This window comes from Streptomyces poriferorum (genome assembly GCF_019399235.1).
Classification (GTDB): domain Bacteria; phylum Actinomycetota; class Actinomycetes; order Streptomycetales; family Streptomycetaceae; genus Streptomyces; species Streptomyces poriferorum.
In genome coordinates this window covers 1-26,697 of sequence record NZ_JAELVH010000114.1, presented here as the reverse complement: position 1 = coordinate 26,697, position 26,697 = coordinate 1, and the positions used below count along the sequence as shown (strand labels likewise).

The 26,697-nt window shown below is 70.3% G+C and carries 27 protein-coding genes; 15 read left to right on the top strand and 12 right to left on the bottom strand.

Annotated elements, in window-relative coordinates:
- Positions 1-39 precede the first annotated feature (39 nt).
- On the top strand, positions 40-600 hold the full coding sequence (locus JGS39_RS20395) for a hypothetical protein (RefSeq protein WP_219570652.1): 561 nt from the start codon (positions 40-42) through the stop codon (positions 598-600).
- Between the two features lie 515 nt (positions 601-1,115).
- Here JGS39_RS20395 and JGS39_RS20390 read toward each other — a convergent pair.
- The gene (locus JGS39_RS20390; RefSeq protein WP_219570651.1) at positions 1,116-2,342 is read right to left on the bottom strand and encodes a DNA sulfur modification protein DndB; all 1,227 of its coding nucleotides are present in this window, start codon (positions 2,340-2,342) and stop codon (positions 1,116-1,118) included.
- Positions 2,343-2,991: 649 nt separating this feature from the next.
- Between JGS39_RS20390 and JGS39_RS20385 the strand changes: the two genes are divergently transcribed.
- Complete coding sequence (locus JGS39_RS20385; protein WP_148019431.1) at positions 2,992-3,240, top strand: hypothetical protein; 249 nt, start codon at positions 2,992-2,994, stop codon at positions 3,238-3,240.
- The gene (locus tag JGS39_RS20380) at positions 3,237-3,479 is read left to right on the top strand and encodes a hypothetical protein (protein WP_219570650.1); all 243 of its coding nucleotides are present in this window, start codon (positions 3,237-3,239) and stop codon (positions 3,477-3,479) included. The genes JGS39_RS20385 and JGS39_RS20380 overlap by 4 nt, the downstream gene beginning before the upstream one ends.
- Before the next feature lie 52 nt (positions 3,480-3,531).
- Here the strand turns inward: JGS39_RS20380 and JGS39_RS20375 are convergent, their stop codons facing one another.
- The gene (locus JGS39_RS20375; protein WP_219570649.1) at positions 3,532-4,311 is read right to left on the bottom strand and encodes a hypothetical protein; all 780 of its coding nucleotides are present in this window, start codon (positions 4,309-4,311) and stop codon (positions 3,532-3,534) included.
- A gap of 245 nt (positions 4,312-4,556) precedes the next feature.
- On the opposite strand from JGS39_RS20375, the gene JGS39_RS20370 reads away from it, so the two are divergent.
- Positions 4,557-5,564 (top strand): phosphotransferase family protein, encoded by a 1,008-nt coding sequence (locus JGS39_RS20370; RefSeq protein ID WP_219570648.1) that lies wholly within the window; start codon positions 4,557-4,559, stop codon positions 5,562-5,564.
- 28 nt (positions 5,565-5,592) lie between these two features.
- Here JGS39_RS20370 and JGS39_RS20365 read toward each other — a convergent pair whose 3' ends face one another.
- From JGS39_RS20365 to mshA, 3 genes are all read right to left on the bottom strand, one after another.
- On the bottom strand, positions 5,593-7,347 hold the full coding sequence (locus JGS39_RS20365) for a glycosyl hydrolase family 28-related protein (RefSeq protein WP_219570647.1): 1,755 nt from the start codon (positions 7,345-7,347) through the stop codon (positions 5,593-5,595).
- A 157-nt stretch (positions 7,348-7,504) separates the two neighbouring features.
- Positions 7,505-8,032 (bottom strand): type III secretion system chaperone family protein, encoded by a 528-nt coding sequence (locus JGS39_RS20360; protein WP_219570646.1) that lies wholly within the window; start codon positions 8,030-8,032, stop codon positions 7,505-7,507.
- A 53-nt stretch (positions 8,033-8,085) separates the two neighbouring features.
- Positions 8,086-9,450 (bottom strand): D-inositol-3-phosphate glycosyltransferase, encoded by a 1,365-nt coding sequence (gene mshA / locus JGS39_RS20355; RefSeq protein ID WP_219570645.1) that lies wholly within the window; start codon positions 9,448-9,450, stop codon positions 8,086-8,088.
- 224 nt (positions 9,451-9,674) lie between these two features.
- On the opposite strand from mshA, the gene JGS39_RS20350 reads away from it, so the two are divergent.
- From JGS39_RS20350 to JGS39_RS20340, 3 genes are all read left to right on the top strand, one after another.
- The gene (locus JGS39_RS20350) at positions 9,675-10,451 is read left to right on the top strand and encodes a class I SAM-dependent methyltransferase (RefSeq protein WP_219570644.1); all 777 of its coding nucleotides are present in this window, start codon (positions 9,675-9,677) and stop codon (positions 10,449-10,451) included.
- A 286-nt stretch (positions 10,452-10,737) separates the two neighbouring features.
- Positions 10,738-11,793, top strand: coding sequence for a C40 family peptidase (locus JGS39_RS20345; protein ID WP_219570643.1), 1,056 nt, complete (start codon positions 10,738-10,740; stop codon positions 11,791-11,793).
- A 485-nt stretch (positions 11,794-12,278) separates the two neighbouring features.
- Positions 12,279-13,619: a PP2C family protein-serine/threonine phosphatase gene (locus tag JGS39_RS20340; protein ID WP_219570642.1), complete on the top strand. Its 1,341-nt coding sequence runs from the start codon at positions 12,279-12,281 to the stop codon at positions 13,617-13,619.
- Here JGS39_RS20340 and JGS39_RS20335 read toward each other — a convergent pair.
- From JGS39_RS20335 to JGS39_RS20325, 3 genes are all read right to left on the bottom strand, one after another.
- Positions 13,601-13,936, bottom strand: coding sequence for a DUF2516 family protein (locus tag JGS39_RS20335; protein WP_219570641.1), 336 nt, complete (start codon positions 13,934-13,936; stop codon positions 13,601-13,603). The genes JGS39_RS20340 and JGS39_RS20335 overlap by 19 nt on opposite strands.
- Before the next feature lie 117 nt (positions 13,937-14,053).
- Entirely contained in the window at positions 14,054-14,683 is a 630-nt protein-coding gene (locus JGS39_RS20330; RefSeq protein ID WP_219570640.1) for a hypothetical protein, read from the bottom strand.
- 59 nt (positions 14,684-14,742) lie between these two features.
- A complete protein-coding gene (locus tag JGS39_RS20325; protein ID WP_219570639.1) occupies positions 14,743-15,198 on the bottom strand; it encodes a helix-turn-helix domain-containing protein in 456 nt (151 codons plus the stop codon).
- Positions 15,199-15,417: 219 nt separating this feature from the next.
- On the opposite strand from JGS39_RS20325, the gene JGS39_RS20320 reads away from it, so the two are divergent.
- The 6 genes from JGS39_RS20320 (at position 15,418) to JGS39_RS20295 (ending at position 21,409) form a co-directional block, all read left to right on the top strand.
- Positions 15,418-16,071, top strand: a complete 654-nt coding sequence (locus JGS39_RS20320; RefSeq protein WP_219570638.1) for a M15 family metallopeptidase — start codon at positions 15,418-15,420, stop codon at positions 16,069-16,071.
- 538 nt (positions 16,072-16,609) lie between these two features.
- Positions 16,610-17,509: a phosphotransferase gene (locus tag JGS39_RS20315; RefSeq protein ID WP_219570637.1), complete on the top strand. Its 900-nt coding sequence runs from the start codon at positions 16,610-16,612 to the stop codon at positions 17,507-17,509.
- Positions 17,510-17,726: 217 nt separating this feature from the next.
- The gene (locus tag JGS39_RS20310) at positions 17,727-18,230 is read left to right on the top strand and encodes an NUDIX hydrolase (protein WP_219570636.1); all 504 of its coding nucleotides are present in this window, start codon (positions 17,727-17,729) and stop codon (positions 18,228-18,230) included.
- A 126-nt stretch (positions 18,231-18,356) separates the two neighbouring features.
- The gene (locus tag JGS39_RS20305; RefSeq protein WP_219570635.1) at positions 18,357-19,451 is read left to right on the top strand and encodes a MerR family transcriptional regulator; all 1,095 of its coding nucleotides are present in this window, start codon (positions 18,357-18,359) and stop codon (positions 19,449-19,451) included.
- A 163-nt stretch (positions 19,452-19,614) separates the two neighbouring features.
- Positions 19,615-20,352, top strand: a complete 738-nt coding sequence (locus JGS39_RS20300; protein WP_219570634.1) for a dienelactone hydrolase family protein — start codon at positions 19,615-19,617, stop codon at positions 20,350-20,352.
- Between the two features lie 223 nt (positions 20,353-20,575).
- Entirely contained in the window at positions 20,576-21,409 is an 834-nt protein-coding gene (locus JGS39_RS20295) for an NAD(P)H-binding protein (protein ID WP_219570633.1), read from the top strand.
- Positions 21,410-21,504: 95 nt separating this feature from the next.
- On the opposite strand, the gene JGS39_RS20290 is transcribed toward JGS39_RS20295, so the two are convergent.
- The 3 genes from JGS39_RS20290 to JGS39_RS20280 form a co-directional block, all read right to left on the bottom strand.
- On the bottom strand, positions 21,505-21,900 hold the full coding sequence (locus JGS39_RS20290; protein WP_219570631.1) for a GNAT family N-acetyltransferase: 396 nt from the start codon (positions 21,898-21,900) through the stop codon (positions 21,505-21,507).
- A gap of 65 nt (positions 21,901-21,965) precedes the next feature.
- On the bottom strand, positions 21,966-22,703 hold the full coding sequence (locus JGS39_RS20285) for a hypothetical protein (RefSeq protein WP_219570629.1): 738 nt from the start codon (positions 22,701-22,703) through the stop codon (positions 21,966-21,968).
- A 46-nt stretch (positions 22,704-22,749) separates the two neighbouring features.
- Positions 22,750-23,868, bottom strand: coding sequence for a serine hydrolase domain-containing protein (locus JGS39_RS20280; protein WP_308120555.1), 1,119 nt, complete (start codon positions 23,866-23,868; stop codon positions 22,750-22,752).
- A 184-nt stretch (positions 23,869-24,052) separates the two neighbouring features.
- Here JGS39_RS20280 and JGS39_RS20275 point away from each other — a divergent pair, with 184 nt between their 5' ends.
- Positions 24,053-24,712 (top strand): TetR/AcrR family transcriptional regulator, encoded by a 660-nt coding sequence (locus JGS39_RS20275; protein ID WP_219570625.1) that lies wholly within the window; start codon positions 24,053-24,055, stop codon positions 24,710-24,712.
- 54 nt (positions 24,713-24,766) lie between these two features.
- Here the strand turns inward: JGS39_RS20275 and JGS39_RS20270 are convergent, their stop codons facing one another.
- A complete protein-coding gene (locus JGS39_RS20270) occupies positions 24,767-25,714 on the bottom strand; it encodes a helix-turn-helix domain-containing protein (RefSeq protein ID WP_219570623.1) in 948 nt (315 codons plus the stop codon).
- 100 nt (positions 25,715-25,814) lie between these two features.
- On the opposite strand from JGS39_RS20270, the gene JGS39_RS20265 reads away from it, so the two are divergent.
- On the top strand, positions 25,815-26,697 hold an 883-nt coding region (locus tag JGS39_RS20265), incomplete at its 3' end, for a saccharopine dehydrogenase NADP-binding domain-containing protein (protein WP_219570621.1).

Sequence of the window (26,697 nt, the reverse complement as noted above, 5' to 3'; positions counted from 1 at the left end):
GCCACTGGTAAAGGACGGCATGGCTGGAACGATGCCTCGGTGAACTACTTCTCGTATTCCAGCATCGGTCCTGGGCATGACCGGCATCGGCCTTCGGAGCCCAGGCGGGCCGAGCCCGGCCAGTGGCCGAAGCTGGAGGCCGCTCTCGCGGTGGTCAATCGCGACCTGACGGCGACTCTGCCGGGTCAGGACGCGCTGATACTGATGGTCGACCCGCCCGGGCAGCCCTTGCCCCCGAACGGAATCGACAGGGGGCGGGTATACGTGGCGATGCCCGATGGCCGTTGGCACGGCAATTCGGTGAACGCGTGCGACCTGGAGGAGAGCGACCCGCCAGAGCCGGACGATGCGACAACGGTCCTGACTGTGGTCGCGGATGCAGCCCAATCGACCATCATGGAGTTGCTCTGGCAGGTCTGGCCGATCTGTGAGGAACACAAGATCGGTGTGCACCCTCGCCCCGCAGGGACCACCGACGGCTGGCATCAGGGCGAAACGGACGTGACCGGCCCACCGGTGTGGTGGTGCCAGGGCAGCCGGGACGGCAATTCCCACGACGTCTCCCTGGTGGGCGAGCTGGCCGCCACCCTGCCGGGATAGCAGCGACGCGCACTGCGTCACAGCGAGCGCAAACGAAAAGGTTGCCGATAACCGCGGCGCCAGACAACTGCGCAGTGCCGCCGGAATCCACCTATCGCTGCAACCCGCGAAGTACGGAGCTAGACCCCACCCGCAGCCCTGGCTGCATAAACCCCGCTGTCACCCGATCATGCAGCAGTCCCCTGCCTTTGGCTCTGGTTGCTGTACAGCAGCGGCGTACAGCAGCCACAGCAACCGCCCCCGCCCGCCGTCGCTTCTCTGGAGCCACGTAACAGCCCGTACGGCCGTCGCTGACCGATCCGGCTAAAACTACGGACAGAAGTGCCCGTCTCCCTGCCGTGCCGCGATCAGCCTGGACCTAGCGGGGAGCCACGGGCATTGAAGGACGGGACGCATGAGAACGGCCCCCGACCGATTCACCTGGTCGGGGGCCGTTAGTCTGCGGTGGCCTGGGATTTGGACTCATGGTCGCGTCGTCGCGACGACGGCATTTCTAGCCTTGCGAGAGAGTGAAGCTAGAACCGTCCGCGGATCTGCTTACCCGTATCCCTCTCCGGGTGGTTCAGCGCGTCATAGACTTTGTGGCCGGAGTCACGGGCACCGCCCGCCCAAGAGACGGCGCCCCGGTCGGTCACCTTGGCAGCAATGCCGCCCCAGTACTTCGCCTCACGCTCCCACTCGATGCCCTCCAACAGACGCTCCAGGGTGACACCCTCAGGCAGAGGGTCGGCGCTCCAGGACATGGTGCGATTCATGGTCGCACCCAGGCCAGCCACGACGGCGGGGGCAGTGACGGCAGTCTTGGCATGGAAGAGAGTCGCGTTCGCCTGGAGGAACGCGCCAACCGTCTCCATCACCTCCCGCTGGACTACGGCCTTGTCCGGGCGGTCGCCGCTCTCGTCAGCGGGGATGTCCTCGTACTCGATGCCGGTTGACGCGGCGTGGATACCGGCCTTACCGAGCATGGCCGTGGCGACGAGGGTCCGCAGGACCGACATCGTCATCCACTCCACGGCCTTGTCCGACACCTGACGCTTGCCGGTGAGAATCAAGCTGGAAAGTGGGACCGCGGTTTCCCCGCTCGGCACCTTCAGCGACTCCATCAGCTTGCGGGTCAAGGTGGTGCCGAAGTCGCGGCCGTCCATGGACATGGCCAAGGACTTGTCGACCGGCACGCCCTTCAGGTTGCGGTCGTGGAAGATCTGCCGGGCGGCCATGACGCTGATGCCGTGGAAGATCTCGAATGACAACGGAATCGCGCCGAAGTCGAAGTCCTCCAGGCCGTAGGCACTCGGGTTGATCTTGATCCGGTGCCAGGCAGTGACCTGAGTCTCGCTGTCGAGAGCGAAGAGGCCGTCCTTGATCGGCAGGGCCGACGAGCCGTCCTCAGAGATCACCAGTGGGCGCGGCGACCACAGGGTGATCTGTGGCAGCGACCAAGCGTCGTCGTAGTCCCCTTTCAGCCCAGCCGCAATGTAGTCGGCGTACTCGCCGACGTTCTTGGCCTTCTTACTGCCGGCAGTACCGAGGAGGCGCTGGATCTCGGCTCGCGTGCGGGCGTACTCACTGATCGGCCGGCCGGCCTTCTGTGCGCGCTTGGTGGCGTCCTCGACCTCTTGGGGGTCATTGACGATGGCCAGCAAGTTCTCACAGTCGATGACCCCGTTCGCCATGACCCCCTTGCGGATCTCCCGGAGGTTGACGGGCAGGCCAGTGGTCACCGGCTTCAAAGACGTGGACATATTCAGGATCCCCCCTGCAAGTACAGCACTTGACGTGTCGTCACATCGCGGGACGCTATCCGACACCCCGGCAGCAGGTCAACTGAGGTAGCGAAAATCTTCGATTGCTTCCACCTCAGTTGAGGATTTCCATCTGCGGTGGAGGTAGAGGCTCTCCCTCACAGGCCGCGGTTGGCTCTGTCGGATACACCAGCGTCCGCAGCAACAAAGGGATCCCAGTGAGCGTCGACCGGATCAGCCCACGACGATCAGGCTTGCGCGTCAGGCGGCACGACCAAGGCTTACGGATCAGATGGCTCCGAGGCGGCCGCTGGGCCGTCTCTGGGCCGTCCGGGGTTGCTCAACGGCCCCCGACGACGACCAACGGCGAGTTTTCACCCGGAGTCGATCAGTGTCCCCGCCTGCGAAAGCCCTGGTCGGCGAGATATCCCGCAAGACCCAAGGCAAGAAGTAGCAGCCCACACACCGAGCCCCCTGCCTGCGGATCATCCGCGAGCGGGGGGCTCTTCGCTGTCGCGCCGCCTGCGCCACCACCGCGATCCGGCGTGGGGTGCGCGACGCGCCACTGCGCCCCGCGGCCTCCGCGTGTGACGGCGCTCACTCGGCGTCGTACCCTGTGGCGCATGCGGGGAGAGCGGGGAGAGCAGCCATGAGTGAACCCCTGAAGACCTTTGTCGGCGGCGCCGAGGTCGAGGTACCCAACAGCATCCCGGCCATCCGCGACGCCCTGCCCGAGGCGAGACGCGAGGAGTTCGACCGCGCCATCAACGAGGCCGGGGTGCACGAGATCCAGGCCGTGATGCGGCACTGGATGCTGGAGGCCGTACCCGACCCGGAGGCCGAGCGGATCCTGGACCGGCTGGCGCGGGACGAGGCCGAGAGGCGGAGCGTCGCTTGAGCCTCAGGATCTCCTACGCGCCTCCCGCCGACGACACCCTGGCCAAGATGCGGGACGGCGACACCTTCCGGGACGAGATGGCGCGCACGCTGGGGCATGACCCGTACGGGCACGGCTCGTCCGCCGTCAAGGGTGAGCACGATCGCCGTGAGGCGACGGTCGCCGGGGCGATCGTGCTCTACTACGTCTCCGGATCGGTCCTGACCGTCACCGTGGTGCGGCTCGTCCCACTGCCGTAGTTCACCGCGCCCGCACGGGGTGCGTAGCGTCGCGCGGGCGCCTGATTTCGGATCAGGCGAGCTTGGCGGCCTGGGCGTCGATGACGGCGGTCGGCAGCTCGAAGTCGCCGCCCTCGGCGGCCGCGCTCAGGTTGAGCGAGGTCAACGAGGCGAGCGTGGTGCCCTGGCGGAGCTGGATGAGCTTCATCGCGTACTTCTCGCCCTCACCCTCGACCGTCACCGTCCAGGCGACGGCCTCCTCGGCGCCCTTGACCGGCACCTCCGCGATCTTGGTGACCTTCTGCTTCGCTCCGGCGGCGGTGAGCGTGAAGCCGGAGGCGCACTCGGTCGCGGCGGTGCGCAGACCGGCCAGCGCCTCGTCGGCGCCCTTGCCGTCGTATGCCTGGAGCGTGGCGAGCGTCGTCGTGACGTCCATCACCGCCTCGAGCATCTTCTCCGGGTCGTCGCTCTTCTTCGGCAGGCCGGCCACCTTCCGCTGCGTGGACGCGGCGGGCTTTCCGGCCTTGGCACCCATCAGGACGTCGGCGAACACGTCGCAGGCGGCCTTGTCGACCGTGACGGCGTCGCCTTCGATGGCGTCGGCGGGAGTGGCCTTGGCGACCTTGTGGTCCTTGACGTCGCCCTCGGCCAGCGAGACCTTCTCCAGCTCGGCCGCGGTCAGCGCCTTGGCCGTGGAGTCCGCGCCCTTGTCCGCCGGCTTGGCGGAAGCGGAGTCGGCCGCCTTGCCGTTGTCCTTGCCCGCGTCCCCGTCCGAACCGCAGGCCGCGGTGAGCAGGGCCAGGGACATCACGGTGGCGGCAACGGCGGTACGGCGTATGGCAGTGGGTCGCATGGCCCGTCCTTCTGTCTCAAGGTGTTTCGCCCGCACGAGAGCGGCCGTCGCCGGGTTCGGTACGGCCGTGAGGAATCGTGGGGGTTTGCCAACTCTATGAGCAAGCTGTGGTTTGACTGCCCGTCAAAGCGGGCATCGCCCGTGATCGTGACGACGTCGTGATCACCTCGTGAAGGCCCTGACCGGTCATTTGCCACAGATGGCAGCATCACGTCGCGGGGTGACCACTCGAAGGGGGCCCGCTGATGTCCGTCGATTCCACCCTGTCCACCGTGCTGGGTTCCGTGGGCGTGCCGCCGGAGCTGGTCGTCTCGTGCGATCCGCTGACCGGAGGCACGTACAACGCGGTCACCCGCGTCGGTCTCACCGACGGCCGGCGGTGGGTGGTGAAGACGCCTCCGCCGGGCGGGAGTCATCTCGCGTACGAGCGCGATCTGATGGTCAACGAGGTGACGTTCTACACCGCGGCGGCCGGTCTCGCCGAGGAGACCGCCGTCCCGGGCATCGTGCGCAGCGGCCTCGACCCGGCCGCGCCCGGGGGCGCGTACGTGATCATGACGGAGCGTCCGGGGCAGCCCTGGCACGAGGTCGGCGGCGCTCTGGCCGACGCCGAGGGGCGGCGGCTGCGCGCGGAGCTCGGGCGGATCGTCGGCCGGCTGCACACCGTGCCGGGGCCGGGCGGTTTCGGCTACCCGTCCGCGGCGCTGGGCCCGTTGGCCGCCACCTGGCGCGGTGCTTTCACGGCGATGACCGGCGCCGTGCTGACGGACGCGGAGAGGTACGGGGCGCGGCTGCCGCGTACGCCTTCGGACATCCGCCGCCGGCTCGACGCGGCTTCGTCCGTCCTGGACGACGTCGCCCGGCCCGCCCTCGTCCACTTCGACCTGTGGCAGGGCAACATCCTGGTCGCCGGGGAGCCGGGTGCGCGGCGGATCGGCGGGATCATCGACGGGGAGCGGATGTTCTGGGGCGACCCGGCCGCCGACTTCGTGTCGCTCGCACTGTTCGGGGACATCGAGGAGGACGAGGACTTCCTGACCGGGTACGGGGAGTCGGCGCCGGGCGGGCCGGTGGAGTTCGACGGTTCCCTGCGGGCGCGGATCGCGCTGTACCGCGCGTACCTCTACCTGATCATGCTGGTGGAGACCGTGCCCCGGAAGGCGTCCGGGGAGCAGTTGGAGTGGACGTGGAACGAGGTGGCGCCGCGGCTCGAGGCGGCGCTCGACGACGTGGGGCAGGCGCTGCGGTCCTGATGGCGGCCGCAGCGCCGGCGGTCCTCCCTCAGCGCCCCAGGGCCCGTTGGGCGTCGTGGAGGTTGGCCGGACGGACGGCCTCCGGGGTCCCGTACGCCTCCAGGCGAGTGTGCAGGTCGCCGGTGAAGTCGGGGACGTCGATCTGGTCGAACTCCGTCACCTCGCTCACCCCCACCGTCGCGCTGTACGGGGCGAGGCCGTCGATCCGCATCAGGCCGGCCCGGCCGTTGGTGACGCGGATGTTCCAGTGGGTGAAGCGGGCGCCGAACAGCGGTCCGGCGCTCGCGTCGCCGCCGTGGCGCCCGTTGTTGTTCACGGTGATGTCGGTGCGGACGTTGGCGAACGGCATGCCCCGGTGCGAGTCGAAGGTGCCCATCTCCATCGCGCCGCGCGACCACACGTTGTAGCTGGACAGGCCCTCGACGTTGATGCCGTGCAGCTGGGTCCCGGAGGGCGCCGGGACGGTGCGCTGCTCGATGGTGAAGTCCTCGATCAGGTTGTCGTGGCTGCCTTCGCGGCAGTAGTACGGGTGGTGCGAGCCGCGCCCCGCGACCTTCGTGCGGCGCAAGGTGCAGGCGGAGGCGCCGATGAGACCGAAGCCGTTGTCGACGTGGCGGACGGTGATGTCGTCCGCCCAGCAGTCGTACGCGCACTGGAACGCGACGCCGTTGTAGCCCTTGTCGAGCAGGTGCGGCGACTGCGGGGTCTCGACCGCTTGGAGGGTGAGGCCTTCGACACCGGAGCCGGTGAGCGGGGCGGCGAGGGTGGTGAGGCGCGGGTCCCACTCGGGGCGGACGTCGAGCGGGAGGGGCCGCTCCAGGGTGACCCGGCGGCCGTGGACGGCCGTGACGCGGACCGGCCACTCGTAGGGGACGTACGAGGTCAGCTTGGTCTTGTCGTCCCAGTAGTACGCCTCCGGTCCGGCGCCGCCGCCCGCCATGTGCTCCAGGAGGGTGTGGGCGGAGTCGTCGACGAGGCGGAGCAGGACGAGTGCCCCGCGCTTCAGCTTCCGGGTGTCGTCGACGGTGATCGTACGGTCGCCGAGACGGGCGGGGGCGACGGTGGTCAGGGTCTGCCACTCGTCCCTCTTGTTGCCGGTCCAGCCCTCGAAGGGCCAGGCCTTCGCCTTGATGGCGTCGGTGAGCGAGGTCCAACGGGCTTCGGGGCAGAGCCAGATGAGGCCGCCGGCCCAGGACCAGCTGGACTTGTCTCCGCCGTAGCGGCTGCCGTACGCGCCGATGAGCTCGGTGAGGTTCTTCGTGGCGATGAGTGTGGTGCGACCGCTGCCCGCGCCGCGCAGCACGACGTTGCTGTGGCCGATGCGGATGATGTCGTCGATGCGGTACGTGCCCTCGGGGACGATCACCGTGCCGCCGCCGCGTTCTCCGGCAGCGGCGATGGCTCGGTTGATCGCGGGGGCGGCGTCGGCCGAGTTGTCCGGCCGGGCGCCGTAGTGCAGGACGTCGGCGGTGAAGCCGTGGCCGGTACGGGGGCGGGGCAGGGCCGAGCCGCCGCGGTAGCCGGCCCGTCCGATGAACGGGATCTGCGGGTGCGTGAAGGGCGCCGCGGTGAACTCCCGCCAGAGCGGGGACAGCTGTGACCGCCCGCCGGCCGGGACGCTTGTGACACCGGCCGGGGCGCTCGTGACGCCGCTCGTGACGCCGCTCGCGGCGAAGGCCGTCCCGCCGCCGAGTGTTCCTGTTGCCGCGGCCGCGGCAACGGCCACCGCGCTGCCGAGCAGTCCACGCCTGCTGAAGTCCCTCTGCGTCGCCTGGGGCGCCATGAGCCGGTCCGCCTTCCATGATTTTCACGGATGTGAACGACGTTCATATCTGCGTCGGCGGCGAGCATGCCACGAGCCCGGGGCGCGGCGAAAGAGTCGCGCACCGGGGAATACGCAAGGAGAAATACTCAGGCAGGGAGCGGCCGGGCGGCAGTCGTCAGTCGACGGGGCGCTGGGTCAGGTGTGTGAACGCTTCGAGGTTCCGCGTGGACTCGCCGCGCGACACCCGCCACGCGTACTCCTTGCGGATCGCGCTCGCGAAACCGAGTTCGAGCAGGGGGTTGAAGGCGCCGTCGGCAGCCTCCAGGACCACGCCGAGCAGCCGGTCCAGCTCCCCGGGCGTCACCACGGACAGCGGAAGCTTGCCGACGAGGTAGATGTCCCCGAGCGAGTCGATCGCGTAACTCACTCCGAACAGCCGGAGGTTGCGCTCCAGCAGCCAGCGATGCACTGCCGCGTCGTTCTCGTCGGGGTGCCGGATGACGAAGGCGTTGAGGGACAGCGAATGCGTGCCGACGATCAGCGAGCAGGTGGTGGCGAGCTTGCGGGTGCCGGGCAGCTGGACGACGTAGTGACCGGGCGCGGGGCTCTCGTAGTCGAGCCCGGCATCCTTCAGCGTCACCTCGATGACCTGGGCGACCTGTGTGACCTGCGGCGTCGCCGCTTCCTCGGGTACGTCAGCCATGGAGCGAGCGTACGTCAGGCGCCGGGCGCCCGTCCGGCGGGAACCCGCCGGCCTCACCCGTGGTGCGAGCGCACCCGCCGCCGGTGGTCCTGCACCGCGCCGGTGTAGACGTCCGCTGTCGCCGCCGCCGCCGTGTCCCAGCCGAAGCGCTGCGCGTGCGCGGCTGCCTCGCCGCCCATCCGGTCGACGAGCTCGGGCGCGACCGCGAAGCGCTCCAGCGCCGCCGCGTACGCCTCCGGGTCGTGCCCGGGGATCAGGAAGCCGCTGACCCCGTCCCGTACCGCCACCGGCAGTCCGCCCACGGCCGCCGCGACGACCGGGGTGCCGGCCGCCTGGGCCTCTATGGCGACCAGGCCGAAGGACTCGCTGTACGAGGGCATGACCAGCACCGACGCGGCCCGGAACCAGTCGGCGAGCTGGTCCTGCCCGACCGGCGGGTGGAACCGCACGACGTCCGCGATACCGAGGCGGGCGGCCAGCTTCTGCAGGCCCTCCGGCTTGGCGAGCCCGCTGCCGCTGGGGCCGCCGACGACCGGCACGACGATGCGCGACCGCAGCGACGGGTCCCGGTCCAGCAGCGCGGCGACGGCGCGCAGGAGCACGTCCGGGGCCTTCAGCGGCTGGATACGGCCCGCGAAGAGCGGGATCAGGGCGTCCTGCGGCAGACCGAGGCGCGCACGGGCCGCGGCGCGGCCGTCGGCGGGGCGGAAGCGGTCCAGGTTGACGCCGGGGTGGACGACGGCGACGGCGCCCGGATCGGCGTCGTAGAAGCGGACGAGCTCGTCCGCCTCCTCGGCGGTGTTCGCGATCAGGCGGTCGGAGGCGTGCACGATCTGGGTCTCGCCGATGACGCGGGCGGCGGGCTCGGGGGTGTCGCCCTCGGCGAGCGCGGCGTTCTTGACCTTGGCCATGGTGTGCATGGCGTGGACGAGCGGGACGCCCCAGCGCTGCGCTGCGAGCCAGCCGACCTGGCCGGAGAGCCAGTAGTGGGAGTGCACCAGGTCGTAGTAGCCGGGGCGCTGACCGGCCCACGCCTGCATCACGCCGTGCGTGAAGGCGCAGAGCTGGGCGGGCAGCTCCTCCTTGGCCAGACCCTCGTACGGGCCCGCGTCGACGTGCCGGACCAGGACGCCCGGCGCCATCTCGACGGCCGGCGGCAGCGCGCCGGTGGTGGAGCGGGTGAAGATCTCGACCTCGATGTTGATCGCGGCCAGGCGCTTGGCGAGCTCCACGATGTACACGTTCATACCGCCCGCGTCACCCGTACCCGGCTGGTGCAGCGGGGATGTGTGCACGGAGAGCATCGCGATCCGGCGCGGCCTGCGGTGGCCACCGGGGAAGGAGCCGGAGAAGCCTGCGGGGAACCTGAGACGCGGCGCGACCCGGCTGCTGCCGAGCCGGGAGACGTACTGACTCACGTCGTCCGGTCCTCCTCGCTCAGGGCACTGGTACCGACCTCGTTCACGGCATGGCACGGAAGGGGCGCGGGCACTCCCGGCAGGAGGGCGCACGGACCCTTTCGCACAGGCTGGAACAGCGGAACTCCTCCTTTCATTTCCGCTTTGCCAAATCATTACGGTACGGCTCCGGCGCGTCGCGGTGCGGGGCCGCCGGGACCGGGCGAGTGGTTACGCTCTGTGTCATGCGCCCGATCGGCACCGCCACCCGCGGGACCACCAACCCGAACCGGCTGCGCCGCATGGACCGCTGGATCGCCGCCACGCACGGCCCCGCCCTGCGCCGCGCCGACGCCCCCGTGGCGGTCGACCTCGGGTACGGCGCCGCGCCCTGGACCGCCGTCGAGCTGCTGGAGCGCCTGCGCACCGCCGAGCCCCGCACCCGCGTGGTCGGCATCGAGATCTCCCCGGAGCGCGTCGAGGCGGCCCGGCCGTACGAGCGCGAGGGCCTCACCTTCCGGCACGGCGGTTTCGAGATCCCCCTGCCGGAGCGGCCCGCGCTGATCCGGGCGGCGAACGTGCTGCGCCAGTACGACGAGGCCGAGGTCGCCGCCGTCTGGCAGCGGCTGTGCGACCGGCTCGCGCCGGGCGGCCTGCTGGTGGAGGGCACCTGCGACGAGATCGGGCGCCGCCACGTCTGGGTGGCGCTGGGCCCCGAGGGCCCCCGCACGGTCACGTTCGCGACCCGGCTCGGCTCTCTCGGCCGCCCGTCCGACCTCGCGGAGCGGCTGCCCAAGGCGCTGATCCACCGCAATGTGCCGGGCGAGCCCGTCCACGCCTTCCTCCGTGACTTCGACCGGGCCTGGGCGGCGGCGGCGCCGTACGCCTCACTGGGCGCCCGGCAGCGCTGGATCACGGCCGTGCGGACGCTGTCCGGCGCGTGGCCGCTGACGGACGGCGTACGGCGGTGGCGCCAGGGCGAAGTGACGGTGAAATGGGCGGCACTCCAACCCGAGCGGTAGCCCAACACGCGGAGAACTGGGTGAACTCTCCCGGCACCGGGAACGTCGGCACGACATCGTTCGTCCCAGAACAGGGGGCCTGATCCACACGGGCGGACACCAGGGGCCGGGAAGCGCCAAGAGGGTTCGCGAACTGCGGAGATGTGTCTGCCTCTGTTGCTTTTCGGTAGGGCATGGCACGATCTCGTCGGCGCCATAAGTTACTGACGGTAAATCAGATTCGTATCTGTATCCGTAGTCTGTATCCGTATCCACATCGCAGGGATCCGCTCGGAGGGGGAGCTTCGTGTACCGACGCCACTGTGCCGCTGCCGCGATCACTCTGGTCTGCGCCATGGCCGTCCTGGCCTCGCCGGTCCAGGCCTTCGCGGCACCCGCGCCCCCCTCACCCGCCGCGGACCGGCCGGTGAAGAGCCTCGAAGAGGTGCGCCAGGAGATCGACGGCCTCTACCGGGCCGCCGGATCGGCCACGGACGCGTACAACCTCGCCGAGGAGAAGACCAAGAAGCAGTCGGGCGAGATCGTCAAGCTGGCCCAGGCCATAGTCGAGGGCCAGGCGAAGATCGCCGAGCTCAAGAGCAGAGCGGGCGCCCAGGCCCGCGAGGAGTACCGCAATGCCGGACTGCCCCCGGGCGCCCGGCTCATGCTCAGCGGGGACCCGCAGCTCTTCCTGGACGGGATCGGCCGGGCCCAGCAGGGCCAGAAGGCCGCCAAGGGGCTCCTGGGGGAACTGAACAGGACCCAGGAGGACTTGCAGACGTACACGCAGGACGCGAGCACCAACTGGACGAAGCTCGAAGCCAATCGGGTCAAGCAGGCCAAGGCCAAGAAGAAGATCAACGAGCAGATCGCGGCGGCCAAGAAGCTGGAGTCCCAGCTGGAGAAGAAGGAGCGCGCCCGCCTCCTCCAGCTGGAGCAGGAGGCGGAGTACAAGTCGCAGAGCGCCTGGCTGAGCTCCGGAGCGCTGAAGGAGATCAACCGCGGGGCGAGCGCGAGCGGCAAGAAGGCGGTGGCCTTCGCAACCGCCAAGATCGGCCTGCCGTACGAGTGGGGGGCCGTGGGGCCCAAGTCGTACGACTGCTCCGGACTGACCTCGCAGGCCTGGGCGTCGGCCGGCCGGCCGATCCCGCGCACCTCGCAGGAGCAGTGGCGCCTGCTGCCGCACATCGCGATCAAGGACATGCGCCCCGGCGACCTGATCATCTACCACAGCGACGCCAGCCACGTCGGGATGTACATCGGCGACGGCGCGATCGTCCACGCCCCGCGCCCGGGCCGCGACGTCACTCTCGCCGGAGCGGGCTCGATGCAGATCCTCGGCGTCGTCCGCCCGGACAGCTAGGACCTCTCGTCGGGTCGGGTCGGGTCAGCCGGGACCGGGGACCTCAGGCCGGGTAGCCGGATCGGGGAGCTCTCCGGCCGGATCAGCCCGGATCGGAGAGCTCGGGCCGGAGCCGAGAGCTCGGGCCGGGGCCGAGAGCTCGGGCCGGATCGGAGAGCTCGGGCCGGGTCAGCCCGGATCAGCGGTCGCCGGCCGGATCAGGGAGCGGGGTCCGGTGGGTGTCCGCACCGCGCGAGTACCGGCGTGAGCGGCGCCACTTGGGCCCGGGAGGGCGGCGTGACCTTTGTCATGCCGCTCCGGGCGCCTCGGAACGGCGCATCGCGCCGGATCCGTGACCTGACGCGGCTTATGGCGCCGCATATGCCGGAGGCCGAGTGCGGTGCACCATTCCGTTCCCGCATCCCGTACCGCTATCGTCCCCGTCTGGCGGGACGTCGATCGTCGTTCCGCCGCGCCCTCGGGGGGAGGGAAGGAAACCCGAACCGATGCCCGTACCCGTACCGCAGCAGCGTGCCGTTCCCGCTGCGGAGGCCAGCAACGGCACCGACCTCACCCTCCTGGTGATCGAGGACGACCCGGCGGGCACCTTCAGCGTCCCGGAACTCTCCGCCGCGACCGGTGCCCGGGTCCGTATCCGCGCCGCCCGCAACCTGACCGAGGCGGGCCGGCTCCTCACGGACGACGTGGACTGCATCCTGCTGGACCTGGCGCTGCCGTCCGGCGACCGGGGCGCGGAGGCCGACGGGCTCGCGACCCTCCAGCACGTGCTGCGGATCGCGCCCCGGCACGCCGTGCTCGCCCTCACGGCCGAGGACGACGCGGAGCTGGCCGCCGAGGCCGTACGGGTGGGGGCACAGGACTACCTCTTCCGCGGCGAACTCGACGGCAGACTGCTCAGCCGCGCCATCCGCTACGCCGTCGAGCGCAAACGCGCCGACGTCACCCAGCACAAGCTCACCGAGTCCCGGCTGCGCGCCCAGGAGAACGCCCGGCTGGAGCGCGGTCTGCTGCCCACCCCGCTGCTCGACGGCTCCGATCTGCGCTTCGCGGCCCGCTACCGCCCCGGCCGCAGCCGCGCGCTGCTGGGCGGCGACTTCTACGACACGGTCCGCACCCCCGACGGCACGGTGCACGCGATGATCGGCGACGTCTGCGGCCACGGGCCGGACGAGGCGGCACTCGGCGTGGAACTGCGCATCGCATGGAGGGCCTTGACCCTGGCGGGACTCTGCGGCGACGAACTGCTCTCCACGCTCCAGCAGGTCCTGGAGCACGAACGGGAGAGCGAGGAGATCTTCGCGACGCTCTGCACCGTCGACATCGCCCCCGACGGCCGCCGCGCGGGCCTGTGCCTGGCGGGCCATCCCGCACCCTTGATCGCCCGGCAGGGACGGGCCGCGCACCTGCTTCCGTACGAGGACGGCGGCCCGGCACTCGGCCTGCTGCCGCGCGCCCGCTGGCCGCGCCGGCAGGTGGAGCTGGGCGGCTCCTGGACCCTGATGATGTACACCGACGGGCTGATCGAGGGCCGCATCGGCAACGGCACACAGCGTCTCGGCCAGGACGGCATGGTCGCGATGATCAACCGGCAGCTGGCCGAGGGCCTGGCCGGCGAGGACCTGCTGGATGCGGCGGTCACCCATGTCCGTGAGCTGAACGGCGGCGAACTGACCGACGACGTCGCGGTCCTCCTGCTCGACCGCGACCAGGACACCGCGCGCGACGCCGCCGGCCACCGGGCGCAGAACGGCGGCCGGGGCCGGAGCATCCCGCGCCCCCGCCCCGGACAGGTGTCACCCGCAGGCGCTCAACGCCCGCCGTTGTAGGGCCCGTACGGCCCGTCGCTGCTGGATCCGCCACTGCGGCGGCCACCGCCTGACACGGCCTTGAGCGCGGGCCGTACGTCCACGAAGAACACGATGGACGCGATCAGCCCGGCGATCTGCAGGAAGAGCATCGGCACCCAGAGGTTCACCACCACCGCGATGCCGAGAATGATCAGCCAGAACGACTTCTTCTGCTTGTCCGCGGCACGGTAGGCGTCCTCGCGGGCGATAGCGGCCATGACGAAGGCCACCACGGCGAGGACGGTCATGGCCGTGAAGATCAGCCCGAGGATTGAATTGAAGCCTTCGAGCAACATGAGGTGCACCGCCTAGTGAGTGGATGAGCGCTCGCGGCCAAGGTACCGGGACAACGACCGGGGCACGTGAAAAGGTGCCCGCCCGCCGCCCCGGCACACTCGCCGGGCAACGCCGCGCTACTTGGTGGTGGGCGGCGTGGTCTTCTTGGCGGCGGGCTTGCGCGCGGGCGCCTTCTTGGCGGGCGCGGCTGCGGGCGACGGCTTGGCCGTCTCGGCCTTGACGGCCTTCGGCGCGGGCTTGACGGCCGGCGCCGGCTTGGCGGCGGGCTTGGCCGTCTCCGGCTTCGACTCCTTGCGCGGCTCGACGACGACGGCGATCTCGACGATCTCCTCCGCGGTCTCACCACGCCAGGTCCGCACGCTCTGCTCGCCGCGCTCGGCGACCTTCTCGTACGTCTCCCGGGCCCTGACCGCGTACTCCGCTGCCACGCCGACGCCGCGCAGCGCCAGGTCCTGGGCGCTCTCGCCCAGCTTCTTCAGGTCGGTGTCGAACGCCCCGATCACCTCGGTGACCTTGGCCTGGAAGGTGGCCTGCGCCTCCTTGGCCTGTCCGGCCACCTTCTCCTGCACGGCCTTGGGGTCGGTGTTGCGCACCGCCTCGATGCGCTCCGGCGCCTCGGCCCGCAGCTGCTCGATCAGGGCCGGAACCTTCCGGGCCTGCCGCACGGCGAGATCGGCCGTGCCGGCGGCGAAGTAGAGGGGGGTCGGGTCGGTGAGGGTCTTGCGCAGGTCATCGGTGATGGCCATGACTGTGGTCCTCCCGGATCATCAGACTCAGTGATTCAGTGATTCAGTGATTCAGTGACTCACTGTGAGGGTTTTGAAGGCTTGGAACCTGTATCGGCAGCACTACCGTCGGCACTGAAGGGCTCATCAGCACCGGATGGGTGCCCCTCGCCGTCCGCGGGCTCGTCCTCGAACCCGTTCTCCTTGCGGAAAGAGGCGTAGATCTGCAGCAGCACGCTCTTCTGCCGCTCGTTGATCGACGGATCGGCGAGAATCACCGCCCGCGTCTCCAGCTCGTCCCGCTCCCGCTCATCCAGGATCCCGGCCCGTACGTACAGGGTCTCGGCAGAGATCCGCAGCGCCTTGGCGACCTGCTGGAGGACCTCGGCACTGGGCTTGCGCAGCCCGCGCTCGATCTGGCTGAGGTAGGGATTGGACACCCCGGCGGCATCGGCGAGCTGCCGCAGCGACAGCTGCGCGGTACGGCGCTGCTCGCGCAGGTACTCGCCGAGATTGCCGACGTTGAGTGAGGCCATAGGTCGATAGTGGACCCTGGTTGCTAACTATTGCAAGCAGGTGCTTGCAAAAGTGTGCCGTACCACTCGGACGGATGACGGTGACTCGTCACGCTAACTGTCCGTTCCCAGCGAAGATGCGGAGTCCCACCAGATGTGCGGGCCGGGGGGCTAAGTCCCAGTGATTCTGATCAGGCGGATGAGCGGATGCCGGCGAGGGCAGTACGTGATGATCAGTCCATGACCGAGATCATCTTGATGTCAGATCCGAAGATCGCAGCCATACCGACGAGGGACTGCGACGAACCGCTCCTTGATGTCCGACGTCACGATCCCTTCCCCGTCGACGCTCGCGAGCAAGACGATTCCGGGGCCTTCGCACACCTGCGCGAGGGGGTCCTGAGCCGCCTTGTCGATGCCCGAAATCTTCTGCCAGACGGCATCCGGTTGCTGTTCATCGAGGGGTACCGACCGCCTGCGCTGCAACGTTTCTACTTCGAGCGGTACGCCGAAAGGCTCCGGAACGATAACCCCGGCTGGTCCTCGGAACAGGTCCGTGCTGCCGCAAGCCGGTTCGTGTCTCCCCCGGAAATCGCCCCGCACAGCGCCGGCGCTGCCGTCGACCTGACTCTCGTCGCCGCCGATGGCAAGGAACTCGACATGGGAACGCCGGTGGATGCCAGCCCGGAAGTGAGTGAGGGCGCCTGCTACACCGCCGCACGCAACATCGGTTCGGAGGCACGGGTCAACCGGCAGATCCTCGCTGAGGCCCTGACTGGGGTGGGCCTGGTCAACTACCCGACCGAGTGGTGGCACTGGTCCTATGGCGATCGCTACTGGGCACTTGCTACAGGCACCGGCCACGCCATCTACGGGCCACGAGAGCTTGGCTGAGCCTGCGGAGGCTGTCACTCACGTGAGTGGTCTCGTCCCGTTCTAACTGCGTAGACCTGCTGAATCTGCACGGTGGCTTTCATGGGACTACGTGGGCTGGTGGGGCTAGCGCCGGAGGCGATGGGCGGGTTCGAGGTCGGGTGGCGGAACGCCGCGGGCGGGTACCGGCTGCCGTTGGCCGAGGCAGCAAGTGTGGAGTTCGAGGCAGGGCTGCCGGTGCGGGGGTTTCCTTCGTATCGCGGGCAGCGGCATTTCCCGGGGTTGTACTGGTCGGCGACTACGGGCGGACCCGGAGATCGAGCCCGAAGCGGCCGCGGCCATCAGGCGGCATGGCGGGCCACACGGATGTCTCCGGGCAACGGTCCAGGCCCACCATCCGACACCGCAGGGCAACTGCACAACGGAGCAGGCTGATTGGCGGACGGGATGCGCCATTCGGGCTCTCCCTCAGGGTCGAGAAAGCTTGGGGGGTTCAGCCGAGGAGCAGGATCCCCAGGAGCAGGATCGGCTCCGTCTGCCTCAAGTAAGGTGATTCGGCATGATCGAACACGAGATTGAGATCAGCGAAGATCTGGTCCGCGACCTTCTGCGGGAACAGCATCCGGACCTGGCCGAGCTGCCGATCCGTGAGGTGGCGGGCGGCTGGGGCAACCAGATGTGGCGCCTCGGGGACCGGTTGGCCGTCCGGATGCAGCGGATGGACAAGAGCCCCGGTCTTCAGCTCAAGGAGCGCCGCTGGCTGCCGGTGCTGGCCTCGCGTCTGCCGCTTCCGATCCCGACTCCGGTGCGCAGCGGTGCACCGTCCGAACGCTTCCCCAAGGTCTGGACCGTCATGACCTGGGTTGAAGGCACGCCCCTGGACCACGGCTCGATCACCCGGGGCGACCACGCGGCCGACATGCTGGCGGCCTTCCTCGGAGCGCTGCACACGGAGGCGCCCATCGACGCGCCGGACGCCTCGGACTTCGGCGCTCACCCCAAGGACTGCGCGAACGTCTTCGAGGACTTCCTGCGGGCCCTGGATCTCGGGCACTTCACCGAGGAGGAGATCCGGGCCGTGTGGGACGACGCAGTCGCGACTCCCGAGTGGGAGGGCCCTCGGGTGTGGGTGCACGGTGACCTGCACCCCGCGAACGTCGTAGTCGCGGACGGCACACTGGCAGGCATCGTCGACTTCGGCGCACTCTTCGCCGGCGACCCGGCCTGGGATCTTGCGGCCGCCTGGCTGCTGCTCCCGGCAGGCGGCGCCCTTCGGTTCTTCGACGGTTACCCACACGCGGATGAGGCGACGATTCGACGGGCGCGCGGGCTGGCCGCGATGAAGTGCCTGTTCCTGATGCTGATGGGCCAGAACGGCGACCGCGGCCTGCCCGGCGGCAAGTCGAACTGGGGGCCCGCAGGCCGGTCAGCACTCGATCGTGTTCTGAAGGGCCTTTGACGTCGGCATGGACCCGCCCGGGCCTTCCCGGCAGCCGTGCACTCGCTGACGGGGCCGGAGCACTCACTCCCCGGCCGTAACGCTGGACGGGCCGCGGCCCCGCTTCGCTCCGCCGGCTCTTGTGCGCATCCGCCGGCCGAAGCGCCCGGTCAGGCTCAGTCACGATGGCTGAGCCCGGGAAGCGGCTCCGTCGGTGGGCTCTGCCAGGGTGTCCGTCATGGAGGAACTGGTGGAGCGCGTCGACGATCAGGACCGTGTGCTGGGGACGGTTGTCAGCCGCCGGCAGGCCGTCCGGGAGGGCTGGCTGCACCGGGTCGCCGTGACGGTGTGCCGCGATGAGCGCGGTCGGATCCTCGTCCACCGGCGGGCGGATGGGCTGCCGCGCTTCCCCGGGCTCCACGAGGTGATGGTCGGTGGCGCCGTGAATGTCGGTGAGTCCTACGAACAGGCGGCCGCGCGGGAGCTGGCCGAGGAGCTGGGCGTCCGTGTGCTGCCGCGCCTGCTGTTCACGTTCCTCAACCGGAGCGGTCTGAGCCCTCACTGGCTCGGCGTGCACGAAGCCGTGGTGCCCGACACCGTGGACGCCGATCCCGACGAGGTCGCCTGGCACGGCCGGCTGACCGAGCCGGAACTGCGGTCGGCCCTGCTGGAGTGGCGCTTCACCCCGGACAGCCACGAAGCCTTCAGCCGGTATCTCGCGTTCCGGGCCGCGCGGTCCTGACCTTGCCCGCTTCTCGGCCGGATGCCGGATCGACGGCCACCGGGGGCCCTTGGTTGACCTTCACCTTGGGGGAGCCCACAGCATCGGTGGTGCCGGGTGACGCGCCCGGCACGAGGAGGGACGGGCATGGAGCTGCTGACCATCGGGACGTTCGCGAAGGCGTCCCGGCTGTCGCCGAAGGCGTTGCGTCTTTACGACGAGCTCGGCCTGCTGACTCCCGCCCGCGTCGACGCGGTGACCGGCTACCGCCTCTACGCACCGGCCCAGCTGGATCAGGCCCGGCTGGTCGCCTGGCTGCGACGGCTCGGGATGCCTCTCGCCCGTATCCAGCAGGTCTGCACGCTGGAGGCGGGTCCGGCAGCCGAGGAGATCCGCGCGTTCTGGGCCCAGGTCGAAGCCGACATCGCCGCACGGCGGGACCTGGCCACCTTCCTCATCGACCACCTCTCCTGGAAGGACCCCGCCATGTCTGCGATCAGCAAGCCCCTGGGTATCCGTTACGCCGCACTCTCCGACACCGGCCTCGTCCGCGAGAGCAATCAGGACACCGCCTACGCGGGGTCCCGCCTGCTCGCCGTCGCCGACGGTTTCGGCAGCGGCGGCGCTCCCGCGAGCGCCGCCGCCGTCGACGCGCTCAAGAGCCTCGAAACCGACAGCATCCCGGCGGGCAGTCTCCTCAACGCCCTCGAAGCCGCGATCGGCCGCGCCGAGCAGGCCGTGCACGGCGTCTCCGGAACCGGCCCGTCCGCCGAAGCAGCCGGAACCACACTCACCGCGATGCTCTGGACCGGCACCCAGCTGGCCCTCGTCCACATCGGCGACTCCCGTGTCCACCTCCTGCGCGACGGGGAGCTGTTCCAGATCACCCACGACCACACCGTGGTGCAGTCGATGATCGACGAAGGACGCATCGGCCCGGAGGAAGCCGCCTCCCACCCCCAGCGCTCCCTGCTGATCCGCGCCCTGGGCCGGGGCGCGGACGGCACCCCCGCCATGCGTCTCCAGGACGCCCGGCGGGGAGACCGCTACCTGCTCTGCTCCGACGGACTGTCGACCGTCGTGCCGGCCGAGGAGATCCACCGGGTGCTCCACAGGATCAGTGAGCCCGAAGAAGCGGTCCGCGAACTCATCGCCCTCGCCAACGGCTCCGGCGGCCCCGACAACGTCAGCTGCGTGGTCGCCGATGTCGTGGAGCTCCCGCAGGCCCCGAAATCCCGTTGACGGGCCACGCCGGGCCGACGCTAGTCTTGCGGAGGCCGTGCGAGAGAACGAGGAGGTGGTACCCGTGAACGCAGTATCGACATGGGTGCTCCCTTCCGGAGTCATGGTCGGGCGATAGGTCGTCCGGGAGCGCCGTATCCGTGCACTCCCGAAAGGCACGACCATGCGGTTCACTTCCGAACAGCACCTCGACGACGGCATCCTCGAACGTGCGTTCACCCTCGGCGGGATCCCCGGCATCCTGTGGACGCCCGTACCGGCATCCTCGTCACCGGCGCCACTGATCCTGCTCGGCCACCCTCCCCTCGGACTGGGCAGGATGTACCCGCGGCTGGCGGCCCGGGCCCGGCACTCCGCGGCGCAGGGATTCGCCACGGCCACCATCGAGCTCCCGGGAAGCGGCGACCGGCCCCGCCTGCCCGTCGTGGACCGGGCCCGCGCCGACCTGCGCCGGGCGTTGGAGGCCGGCGAGCCGGTCAGCGACGAGATCATCGACGCGCTCGTCCTCCCGCTCGTCGACCAAGCGGTCCCGGAATGGCAGTCGGCCCTGGACACGCTCCTTTCGCTGCCCGGGATCGGCGGCCCGGTCGGTTACTCGGGGGGCGTGATCTCCATCGGCATCCGGCTGGCGGTGGTCGAGCCGCGCATCGCGGCGGCCGGCCTCTTCGCCGGGAGTTTCGTGCCGCGTTCCATGTTCGAGGAGGCCCGCCGGGTCACCGTTCCGCTCCATGTCCTGCTGCAGTGGGACGACGAGGGGAACGACCGGCAGGCGGCCCTGGACCTCTTCGACGCCTTCGGGTCCAAGGAGAAGACGCTGCACGCCAATACGGGCGGTCACACCGGCGTCCCGCAGTTCGCCGGGGACGACGCGGCCCGCTTCTTCACCCGGCATCTGAAGTGAGGCGGCCCGGACGCCACGCCGTCAGCGGACGGTAGACGCTGCCGCCGGACGCAACTGCGCAGGTGCCCCGACGGGCAGGTCGGGGCACCTGGGCGTCTGCGTCGACCGACCTTCGGGACTCGGTACGGATGCCCGGCAGGCGTGCTCAACGGCCTTGACCTGAAGCGCGGTTGAGCTTCTAGCGTCTCTCTCGGTCGAACATCGACGACGGGAGAACACGCTCATGATCCTCGTGACCGGAGCCACCGGGAACATCGGCAGCGCACTGCTGAAGGAACTGCACGCACACGGTGCCGGGCCGCTGAGAGGGCTCACCCGTCACGCCGCACGGGCGACCTTCCCCGAAGGAGTCGAGGCCGCGCAGGGCGACTTCGCGGAGCCGGCGTCACTGAAGGCCGCGCTGGAGGGGGTGCGTGCGCTGTTCCTCGTATCGCGGCTGGGACCGGACGCCGGCATCCTCGAAGCCGCGCGGCAGGCGGGCGTGGAGCACGTGGTGCTGGTGTCGTCGATCACCGCCCTGACCCATCCGCACCTGGTCCCCGCCCAGGAGAACCTGGCGGTGGAGCAGCTGCTCAAGGAGAGCGGTATGGCCTGGACGATCCTGCGGCCGACCCAGTTCGCCTCGAACACCCTGATGTGGACGGCTTCGGTCCGTGAGCACGAGACCGTGCACGCACCGTACGCGGACACAGCGCTGCCGACCATCCATCCCGCGGACATCGCGTCGGTGGCACGGGTGGCCCTGACCGAGCCCGGCCACCGGGGGCGCACGTACGCCCTGACCGGCCCGGAACCGGTGTCGGCGCGCCAGCAGGCCGAGGCCCTCGCGGCGGCGCTGGGCCGGGAGGTGCCCTTCGCCGAGATCAGCCGCCGGCAGGCCCATGCCCGGATGGCCGCGGTCTTCGGAGCGGAAGCCGCGGACGCGGTACTCGACGTCACGGGCGGAGACGTCAACGACGAGCTGCTGGCGGTACGGGACACGGTTCCGCAGGTCACCGGGGTCCCGGCCCGGCCGTTTCGGCAGTGGGCCACGGAGAACGCCGCGTCCTTCCGCTGAGAAACGGCCGGCGGCGCCTCCCCGCGGTCCTGACAGCGGTCGCTCGCCCCGTCCCGCTTGCGCGACCGCGCGTCGCGGGTGCGGGGGCCGTGGCGTCAGAGAGCGATCAGCCCCGCCGCCGTCTCCCGGAAGCCGCAGGCGTCGAAGTAGAACGGCCGCAGATGCTCTTCGAAGTCGACGTGAAGCCACGCGCACTTCGCGGCACGGGCCTCCTCCGCGGCAACCGCGACCAGCCCGGCGCCGACCCCTCTCGACCGGAGGTGCCGGGCCACCACCGTGTCCAGGATGAAGGCGTGCGCTCCTCCGTCCCAGACGACGTTGACGAATCCGGTCAGCGAACCGTCCTCGTACGCGCAGACCCAGCCGAGGCTGTGGCGCTCAAGCCGTGCACGCCAGTCGGCCGGAGTCCCCGGTGAGCCGAAACCGTCGGCGTGCAACGCGTCGAGGGACGCGTTGTCGAAGTCGCCCCGCCACTCGTACGTGATCGTCACGCCCGGGATCCTACGGCGCCGCCCCGTACCGGCCGGAGCGAACGCCGAAGGCCGTCCGGCCCGGCTCAGCTGTGCCGCATCCAGACGTTGGGCTCTCGGTACACACCGCGATCGGCGGACCGGTCGACCCGCAGCAGGCTCAAGCCGTCCGGAATCACGTAGTCACCCGACTCGGGAAGGGCCAGGCCCGTCCACCGTTCCCACTCGGCGACGGTGCCGGTCATCGTCTGCGACGCGGGAGCCGCCGCGAGGATCTCGGCGCCGAGACGCTGATGGGTCCGCATCCACGGGTCGAGGGCCATGCCGTCCTCGCGGCTCCATCGCATGAAGGTCTCGATGGGTGTCAGCGGATACCGGGCCTTCGTCGTCGGACGGACCGGCGCGACGACCTGGGTCAGGCCGGCCTCCCCGGCCGTCCGGCGCAGAGCCCTGATCGTCTCCCCCGCCAGCCCGCGCCCCTTGAGCGACGGGGTGACGACAGCTCCGCAGATGACCAGCGTGTTGGCTTCGGTCCCCTGCTCCCGGCCCTCGACCGCGCGGACGAGGGCCTGGGTGTACCCGGTGGGGAGCGTCCCGGTCAGACCGTCCCAGTGGATGGGTACACCCCAGCCCGACGCGACCGGCACCTCGCGCTCGTCCACCAGCGTGAGGTCCAGACCGGCGAACCACTCGCCGACCCTGCCTATGTACTCCTTCACCAGCCGGTCGGCGCTGATGAATTCCGGAAAGCCCTCGCTGAAGAGCTCCTTCAGCTGTTCGTCCGGCCACGTACGCGCGTCGGTCCGCTCGATCTTGAGATCCATGCCTGTTCATAGCACGGACGCTCGCCGCGCTCCGGCAGCCGGGCGGTCAGCCGGACATCGCCAGGCCGTACAGCGCCGCCAGGGCCTCGTCGATGGGGTGCGGCTGCGGGTAGCCGTCGGAGTCGAGCCGGTTCCATCTCTGCATGTTGACCGCGACCGCCATCTGCCGCCGTCCGTCGGCGCGGATCATGGCCAGTGCCCCGCCGCCCCAGACCGTGCCGCCGTGGCCCCAGAAGGTGGCCTGGCCGGAGCCCTCCATCGGGTACAGGCCGAGGCCGTAGTCCATCAGCTTTCCCTCCTGGGAAACGACCGGGACGGTCCGCTGCATCTGCGCCAGCGACGACGGGCTGACGACCTCCCCGGCCAGCAGCCTGCCGAAGAAGCGGTTGAGGTCCGCGACGGTCGACGTCAGCGAGGCCGACGGCCCCGCGTACGACATGTCGAAGACGCTGTAGTCGCGCGGCGGTTCGAGCATGCCGAACCACGCCTCGTAGAGGTTCGAGTGCGGCCCGTCCATGTACGGTCCCGTAGGGAATCCGGTGTCCTGGAGCCCGGCGCGCTCGATGACGTCCCGGGTGATGCACAGCTCGGCCGTTGTGCCGCTCACCTCTTCCAGGAGTTGGGCGAGGAGCAGGTAGTTGGTGTTGGAGTACAGCCCCGGAGTACCGCCCGGGGCGCCGGCGGCCGGCGCGGTGACCCCCTTCTCGATCAGGTCGATGGGGTCGAACCGCGTGAACCGGTGCTCTTCCAGGCTCTCCGGCCCCGTCTTCGCGACTGCGGGCATCCCCTTGAGGGACGGATAGACGTACGGGAGGTACTCGGCGAGGTTGCTGGTGTGGTTGATCAGCATCCGTACCGTGATCGCGTCGCCGCGTTCCCCGGGAACCAGCTTCGGAAGATACGTGCCGATCGGTGTGTCGAGACCGATCCGGCCGTTCTCGACCTGCCGCAGGACCGCTGCGGTGGTGAAGGTCTTGGTGATGCTGCCGACGCGGTGCCGCATGTCGGCGCTGACGGGACGGCCGGTGGCGACATCGGCGACGCCGGCAGCGCCGCGCCACACCCGGTCACCGTCCCGCACCTCGGCGAACAGACCCGGCATCCCGGCTCGGTGGACACGGTCGAGGGCCGCTTCCAGGGCGGCACAGTCCAGTGTGTTCTTCACGTCATGCGTCCTTTCGTATTCCCCGGGGTGAACTCCGCGTGGGTCGCCCACCCCCGGATGACAGGGCACGAGTGGCATGCCGGTCCGCCTCGCGGCCGTCCGGCACCCCCTTGTCCTCATTATGCACGCGGTGCGTGCAACACCAAGTGCATACGTTAGGCTGAGATCGGACGAGAGGAGCGGCATGGCAGGCAGAAGGCGTTGGTCGACAGAGGAAATCCTCGACGCGGCGGTGGAGTTGCTGCGCTCGGGCAGCACGGAGTCGTTCAGCGTGCGCAAGCTCGCCGCGACCCTCGGGACCGATTCCTCCAGCCTCTACCGGCACTTCCGCAGCAAGACCGAACTACTGCGGGCGGTCGCCGACCGGATTCTTCTGGACGCGATGGAGGACCACCTCCCCGAGGGCGACTGGAGGCAGCGCATCACCTCCCTGGCCCTGCGTGTGAGGGAGGCGTTCGGCAGGCAGCCCCAGCTCGCCGCGGTCTGGGGACGTTACGCGTCGGGCGGGACCGGTTCCCGGCTGGTCGTGGAAGAGGTACTGCAGGCCCTGCGCGCGTCGGGGCTGCCCGACGAGGAGATCCCGGTGCGCTATCACCGGCTCGCGGTCCTCATCGCCGCGCTGGTCACCTCCGAGGCCGGAGTCAGCACCATCACCTCGCAGGAGTACGAACAGGGCATGGAGCTGTTCCGCGTCTCGGTACTCGGCGCCGACCCCGAACGCTTCCCCGCCCTGGCCCACTTCGCCCGCGACGTCCGCCCTCTCGGCGCGGACCGCGGCGCCGCTTTCGAGGAGCTCCTCGCCGCACAGCTCGATCAGATCGAGGGCGTGGTCCGCTCGGCGTAACCAAGCGCCGCCGGCCGGATCAGGTCGGGTCGGGTCGGGTCGGGCCAGATCAGGTCAGGCCGGGCGCGTGCTGCGGAACGCCCGCCGGTAGCTGTCCGGCGGGACGCCGACGATCTTCTTGAACTGGCGCCGAAGCGTCGTGGCGGTCCCCATGCCCGTGGCGACGGCGACCGCCTCGATACTCTCGTCGGTCGCCTCCAGCAACTCCTGGGCGCGGCGCACCCGCTGGATCAGGAGCCACTGGATCGGGGTCTGCCCGATCACCGACCGGAACTGCCGCCCGAGGTGCCGGGGGCTCGTGTTCGCCTTCCGCGCCATGTCGGTCACCGACAGCGGCTGGTCCAGCCGTTCCTGGACCCAGGCGAGCAGCTGGGCGAGCGCGTGGTCGCCCGAGGCCTGTACCGGGGTGGACACGAACTGGGCCTGTCCGCCCGGCCGGTGAGGCTGCATGACGAGGCGGCGGGCGACCGAGTTGGCGACGGACGCCCCGTGGTCCAGGTGGATCAGGTGCAGGCACAGGTCCACGGCCGCGGCCTTGCCCGCGGACGTGAGGACGCTGCCGTTGTCGGTGTACAGCACGTCCGGGTCGACCTCGGCCAGCGGATGGCGGGCGCTCAGCTCGGCGGCGTGGGCCCAGTGGGTGGTGGCCCGCCGGCCGTCCAGGAGGCCCGCGGCACCGAGCACGAACGCCCCGGTGCACAGCGAGGCGACCCGCGCACCCGCCTCGTGCGCCGCGCGTACGGCCTCGACCAGCTCGGCGGGCGGGGGCACATCGATGTCGACGCACGCCGGCACGATCACCGTGTCGGCGGCCGCCACCCGGTCCAGCCCGTGCTCGGGCTCGACCTTGAACGGTCCGACCCGCACCGGACCCGGCCCGCAGAGCTGTACGTCGTACCAGCCCTCCGTCGCCTCGCGCGGGGGGTTGCCGAAGATCTCGTACGCCACGCCCAGTTCGAAGTGCAGCAGGTCACCGGCGGCCAGCAGCGCGACAGTTGGCATGTCCGAAAGTGTACGCATGCTGTCGGTCCGGACCCTCACGGTCGCGCTCCTTCCCCGCCGAGACTGGAGTCCTCACCACATCGAGAGCGAGCGGGGAACCATGAACACAGCGGCTGCGGTACTGGTCTACGGGGCGACCGGGCACACCGGGCGTTTCATCGTCGCCGAGCTGCGGCGGCGCGGGTTCACCCCGGTCGCCTCCGGCCGGAACGCGGCCCGGCTGGAGGCGCTGGCGGCCGAGTGGGGCGATGTGGAGGGACGGCCGGCGGACGTGGACGACCCGGCCGCCCTGGACCGGGCCCTCGCCGGCGCGGCAGCGGTCATCAACTGCGCGGGCCCCTTCGCGGTGACCGGCGGCCCGGTCGTCGAGGCGGCCCTGCGGGCGGGGATTCCTTACGTCGACGTCGCCGCGGAGATCGAGGCGAACGCCGCGATGTTCGCCGACCACACGGAGGCGGCCCTGCGATCGGGTACGCACGTGGTGCCCGCGATGGCCTTCTACGGCGGACTGGGCGACCTGCTGGTCAGCGCGGCGATGGGCGACCGGACTGCCGCGGACTCGGTCGATGTCGCGTACGGGCTGAGCAGTTGGCGTCCTACGGCAGGCACCCGGGAGGCCGGGCAGGTGTCCCACGACCGCCGCGCGGGCCGTCGGGTGCGCTTCACGGACGGCGCTCTGCGCTACCACCGGGACGAGGTGTCGCGGGGCGAGTGGCTGTTCCCCGAGCCGCTGGGCAGGCGCCCGGTGATCGAGGAGTTCACCATGGCCGATGTCGTCACGGTGCCCAGCCATGTGAAGGTGCCCGAGGTCCGCACCCACATGTCCGTCGAGGCGGCGGGCGACCTGGCCGGCGAGGACACCCCGGCACCGGAGGCGGTCGACGCGCTGGGGCGCTCGGACCAGACGTTCGTCGTCGACGTCCTGGTCCGCGCGGACGGCGTCGAGCGCCGCGCCACGGCGCGCGGCCAGGACATCTACTCGG